This is a genomic window from Bernardetia sp. (assembly GCF_020630935.1).
Taxonomy (GTDB): domain Bacteria; phylum Bacteroidota; class Bacteroidia; order Cytophagales; family Bernardetiaceae; genus Bernardetia.
This window is the reverse complement of the sequence record NZ_JAHDIG010000123.1, coordinates 1-5,675: the sequence shown is the minus strand read 5'-3', so window position 1 is coordinate 5,675 and position 5,675 is coordinate 1. Positions and strand designations below refer to the sequence as shown.

Below are 5,675 nucleotides of genomic sequence, written 5' to 3'. Positions count from 1 at the left end.
ACACTTGGAAGGTTTCTTCTAGTAGCTGTTTTTTTAACTGTCGTTTTAGGCTTCGCAGCTCTTTTTTTAGGTACAGTCTTCTTACGAGTAGTAGGCTTTTTTACAGGCGTTTTTTTGGGAGAAGCTGCTTTCTTTTTGGGTGCTGACGTGCCTACTTGTTTAAGCATTTTCTCAAAGTTCGCATAGTGTCCTTTGACTACTTCACTAAAGTCTGCATCCTCAATCAGACCATTTTCACTCAGTTCTGAAAGTGTTTTGTGTCCTTCGTCAAAGGCTTTCCAAACCGTAGAAGAAAACTGTGAAGGTTTTAAGTTCGCTTGGTTGTATTGTGATAAATAGCTAGAATAGTTCATAATATTGATAGTTTAGGCTGCTAGTTCTAGTTCAGCTTGTGCTTGTAGTTGAAGAAGTTTAAGGGCTTTAGCTTTCATTTTGAGCTTTACTTTAGCCTTATGGGTAGCAGATTGAGGTAATGATTTTGGCGTTGATTTCGGCTTGTCCGTAGGCAATGGATTTCCATGTACTCCATCAACATCAGCCATTGTATAGTCTAAGAGATAGTTGAGTTGTGCAAAATCTTTCGCTGCATCTTGTGGACTACGCCCTGTGATATTGAGTTTCTTTTTCTCTTCTACAATTTGGTCATAGATAGACTGTAAAAACTGTTGGTCTTTAAGCTCCTTTATCTTTTTATTTTGTTCAATAATTAGGGCTTCTATTTTTTTGATAGCCTCCTCAATGTTCCCATCATATTTGGCTAGGATAGATTCTGACTTATTGATTTTAGTAAGGGCTGCTCTAAATTTATCCAAATGGTCAGTATAGGCATAGTTCTTAAAGAAGTTACTTTGAACTCGTTTTATTTTGATGCCTATACGTACTAATTGCTTATCATCGTTATTATACGCATCAATTTCTTGCAGTATAGACTTTAACTTTTCTTTGTTTTTGGTTACTTCTTTGTCTTTACTCTCCTTATAATCTTCTAAATAGTTTGTAGCCAAACGCTTAAACTCTGGCAACTTATCTTGTATAAACTTTTTAGACGTTTCATAGGAATTGCGAGACATCTCTACCTCTCTAAGCGTACTTAGCTCATTTTCAACCTTGCTTCTGGATTTGAGAATTTCCATTTCAAGTTCAGCAACTTTGAGAGCCACTAGCTTATCAATATTTGTGTATAGAGCATACTTTACAGCTTCTGGGTCTAAACTCTCTTGGTCAAGTACATTGGATTCGTCCGTAGCTTTTGCCCAAATATCATTGATACGAGCCGTTTTTTCCTCTAACTTTTGGAAAATAAATACGTCCATTGAGTTCTGAATGAGTGGTGTTACTACACGCACATAGCCAAACATATTTCCCTGTCTGTAAATACGTCCCTCTAGTTGTCTAATATCGGTAGGATTGTAATCTGGATAGAGATTGTAAATAACTGTTCCTCTTTTCTGTAAATCAATTCCCTCACGAATAGTAGAAGAGCCAATGATGACTTTTACAATTCCACTCAAAAAGGCTTCTTTAATAGCTTCTTTTCTGGCAGCCGTTCCGTCGCCTGTAACAATTTCTACTTCATCGAATTTTTTTCTACTGAAAGTAATTCCTTTTTTGAAGCCTACTTCTTTCTCTAAATATTCTTTGATAAGTGGAAAAAACACTTTGCCAATATTAGAATAAATCACTTGACCAGAAACAGGCGTTCCACTTTTCTCGTGATGTTTTTTTACTGAAGCAATACACTCCACAGTATAGTGTATTTTTGGACTGTTTTCTACAAAATCTAAATAGTCTTCTGGCTTTTCATCAGAAAGCAAGAAAGGACTAAAAGCATTTTTTCGGCTCATACTCATTGCAACAAGCACATTCTTTCCTTTTTCCTTAAATCCACTGCCTCGTTCGGCAAGTGCAACAGCTTCCTTTTGATATTCATCTTGCATCGCATTCATTTGCAGATAGCTTGTGATTTGCTCACTTGGCTTCAAATGAATTAGCTCATTATTACTGTTTCTATACGATAATCTAGGAATGTTTACTTTCACAGGACGACGTACTCCTGCATCTTCTCCAGTCTTAAAATTGATATAAGAAAATACAAGACTTTGCAATGACCTTTTATTCTGAAACGACTTAACCACAGGTTTTTGTGCCAGTTTATTGGAAGCTGTTACAACTACCTCATACGTCTCTTGAATGAAGGTTTCCATAAATTGAGAAAGTGATTTTACACCCACTCTCTCCATTTTATTCAGAGCAATCAGCGACAAAATAGAATACACTTCTAAAGGCGAATTGTTGAAAGGTGTAGCCGTAAGTAAAACTACATTACCACCATATTTGCGTTGTATATAATTACAAAGCATAAAGGCAGACTGCGCTCTACTTGAAGTAGAACCTTGTGTACTGTATCTTTTTACACCTTCTTGTGCAGGAACATAAGAGAATACATTTCTGAAATTATGCGCTTCATCAATGATAATGGCATCTAAGCCCAAAACATCAATATCGCAAACTGTTCCTTTTGCTGTACGACCTACTAATTTTCGTAAGTTTTCATACTGCTTTTCTAAATCTCGTTTAGATGAATCATCATCTTGAAGTACGATTTTAGATAAATCTTTGAGCAGTTCTTTTTCTAGGGCAGGAGAAAAACCAATTCTGGAAAAGCCCTCATAGGAAACAATCGTAATAGATTTTTCCTCTACTTGCTTATTTATCGTTTTTGGATTGATATAGGCTTTTCCCATATTTCCAAAATCATTGATTTTGATGCCCAAATGAGATAGTACACCTTCTACAAAGTTTCCCTTCTTGTCTTTATAACCATTGATTTCATTTTTCCACTTCTCATACGTAGGTTTAGGAACAACAATCAAAGGACGTTTGTACGTACCGTTTTGAATATTTTGAGCCAAGATAAGAATAGCCGTCATCGTTTTGCCTACTCCTACATCATAAGCAATAGAGCCAGAACCCACAGCATCAATATAGGCTACCCCTTCTCGTTGTGCCTCCATAAAAGCAAGCGACTTGCCTTTGAATAAGGCAGAGGTAGTAAGACCAATAGGAATGCGCTTGTAATTCAGACTAGCAAAACCGTTGTACTGCCTGTTCCAAGCCATATCCAAACGCTTTTGGTCATTGACAGATATGCCTGTGTGAAGGAAAATATCAAACAGTCTATCCCCTTCTAAACGAGCGTATTTTTCAATAAATTCTTTCTCTTCTTTCGGTTTTGAACCACCATCTAAGTAGTGATGAATGATATTGTAACCAGAAATACCTTGTGTCTCTATCAGTTCTAAATTTTGCTTTAACCAAATACGGAAAAAACTATTCAGACTAATGCCTTCTTCATCGCCTATCTCGTTGCCTTCAGCATCGTTTTTAATCTTAAACTCTTTAGCAAATGTAGAGAAAGGAAGTATTTTCAAACGCTTTGTAGCATCTGGAGTAAGTACAGACAAAGGACGAGGTTTGGCTGCATTGAGAGCTTCAATATGCTTGTCATATACCTCTTGTCCGTATTGTTCTAAGATAAAACTCTTTTTCTCTTCAAGGGCTAAAATCCTATCATAGACATTTCCGAAGGTAAACAATGGTAGAGGTAAAAAGTCTGTTTCGCCTACAAATAAAGCTCCTTCTTTGACGAGTTTACTTAGTTCTTTTGGGTCGGCTGTGGCTTGAGTACGCTGCGTGCGTACATGAGACTTATCTACATATTTTTTATGCCCTTCTTTGTCTGTAAAAATCTGAAAGGTTTTATTATCGTACTCATTTTGAAAACGAGTAGGCTTCCCCAAAATAGAACCACTAGGAACTTTCTTTTCATCTCTAAAATGATTGTCCTTGATAGTAGTAGATTGAGTAGTTACTAAAACCTCCTCATTTTTTACGGACTTTGTGGACTTCAAAAAATATTTTTCCCAACCGTGCATTGGCGAACCTTGTGATTGCTTGAACCACACCCACGCTTTAATCTCGTTTTCACTAATGCCTTTATTATACCTTTTAAAATTATCGTCAAAGGAATTAATTTTTTTAGCTCTCTGCTCTTCTTTCTTGACAAGTTTAGCGAGTAGAGCTGCATTAGTAGCAATTTCTTTTTTATCTACTTCGCCCAATGCTCCCAAACCATCTAAACCACTCAAACCAGAACCTAATTCTAATTCGGCTTGTGCTTGTAATTGAAGTAATTTGAGGGCTTTGGCTTTCATTTTGAGTTTTAGTTTTGAGGAAGTGGATTCGCTTTTTTTTTGTTTCTCAATTTCTTGTTTGAGCATTTCCACACTCTCTTTGAGCGTAGCTTTAGACTGAACAGCGAACATAAATGAAGAAGATAAAAACTTCTTTCCTACGGTTTTATGAGGGTATTTTTCAAAGAAGTTACTGTAAGAGCATAGCTCTATTTGAGTAGGTTCTACGGATTTGTCATAACTCTCTAGTTCTGCAAATTCTGATTCATATTCAGAGCGCACAAAATCAGATTCAAAACCAAGTTGCAGAGCTTTGTAGTCTTGTGATGTATCTGACTTTCTATCGTGCATTCCCTGCTTACGCATATCATCAATGACATCTTCTATAAGCCTAATCCGTTCTGAATAGTAGTTTCTCATTTACAAATTCTCGTTTTCAATATGCGCAATGGCTTCTGAAGGCGTAAATTCATTTTTTATCATCAGTTTCAACACCAATGATTCTAGTCGTTTATAACCTCCTTTAATTTGCTTAGATTGACAGACATGAGGCATTTTTTCACTATCACAGCTATCTAAAGCTTTTTTAATGGCTAATCGGATTTGATGTTCCATGATTATTTCTTTTTGAGTACGATAATATGCGTAGGAACTTTAGTGTCTTTAAAAATGCTACTTAGTTCGTAGGCATCTATAAACTGACCTACTTTCAAAATGGCTTCTTTTTCTTTTTTGTACTGATTGAATCCAGTATTGAGAAAATTTTGAGGGGCTATATAAATAAGCAAACCACCTTTTTTTAAGAGTTTCAGACCGTACCACATAAAGAAAAACTCGTAATTGGACATCTTTGGCTCTCCTCTACGTGGAAAGTAAGAAGCCCAACGACCAGAGAATTTTCCGTAAGGTGGATTACCAATGACAAGCGAAAACGGATAGCCTTTGAGCCAAGTCGTATCGCCTTCGTAGTCGTGCCTGTATCTTTCTGGTTGTAAAAACACTTGCTCAAAAAATACATTATGAATCGTCGAAGTTGGAAAACGATTTTTGACTACTTCAAAATATTCTGCTTCGGTTTCCAGTCCTGTAACCTTTGTTTTATCTGGCGCATGAACAATCATATTTCCAGTTCCGACTGAAGGCTCTAAGACTGTTCCTCCATCATAGCCATGTACTTTTGCTAGTTCCCACATCTGCTCACAGATTTCTTCTGGTGTGAAATAGGCATTGAGTATTTTCTTTCCTTTTCGGTTTCCTTCGGAATAGCTCATTTTCTTACTTGATAATTTGGGCTTACATTGGAGAAGCTGAACGTTTTTAAAAGAGTGATTTTTTATAACACCTTTTCCAAAAAAGCATTTGTGAGATGTTAAAGAATGCGCTAAAAGTGCCTTTTGAGAGGTTTCTTAAAAGTGAGTTTTTTTAATGTAAAATCTTACTTCAATTCTTTAGAGGCTTGACTAATACACCTTGTCCATTTTT

General features: G+C 36.4%; 4 protein-coding genes. All 4 read right to left on the bottom strand.

Going from position 1 to position 5,675, the window contains the following annotated elements:
- On the bottom strand, positions 1-353 hold a 353-nt coding region (locus QZ659_RS19895), incomplete at its 3' end, for a hypothetical protein (RefSeq protein ID WP_291728746.1).
- 12 nt (positions 354-365) lie between these two features.
- Positions 366-4,613: an SNF2-related protein gene (locus QZ659_RS19890; protein WP_291728744.1), complete on the bottom strand. Its 4,248-nt coding sequence runs from the start codon at positions 4,611-4,613 to the stop codon at positions 366-368.
- Positions 4,614-4,808, bottom strand: a complete 195-nt coding sequence (locus QZ659_RS19885; protein ID WP_291728742.1) for a hypothetical protein — start codon at positions 4,806-4,808, stop codon at positions 4,614-4,616. It lies immediately after the preceding gene.
- 2 nt (positions 4,809-4,810) lie between these two features.
- Complete coding sequence (locus QZ659_RS19880) at positions 4,811-5,464, bottom strand: N-6 DNA methylase (protein WP_291728740.1); 654 nt, start codon at positions 5,462-5,464, stop codon at positions 4,811-4,813.
- Positions 5,465-5,675 lie beyond the last annotated feature (211 nt).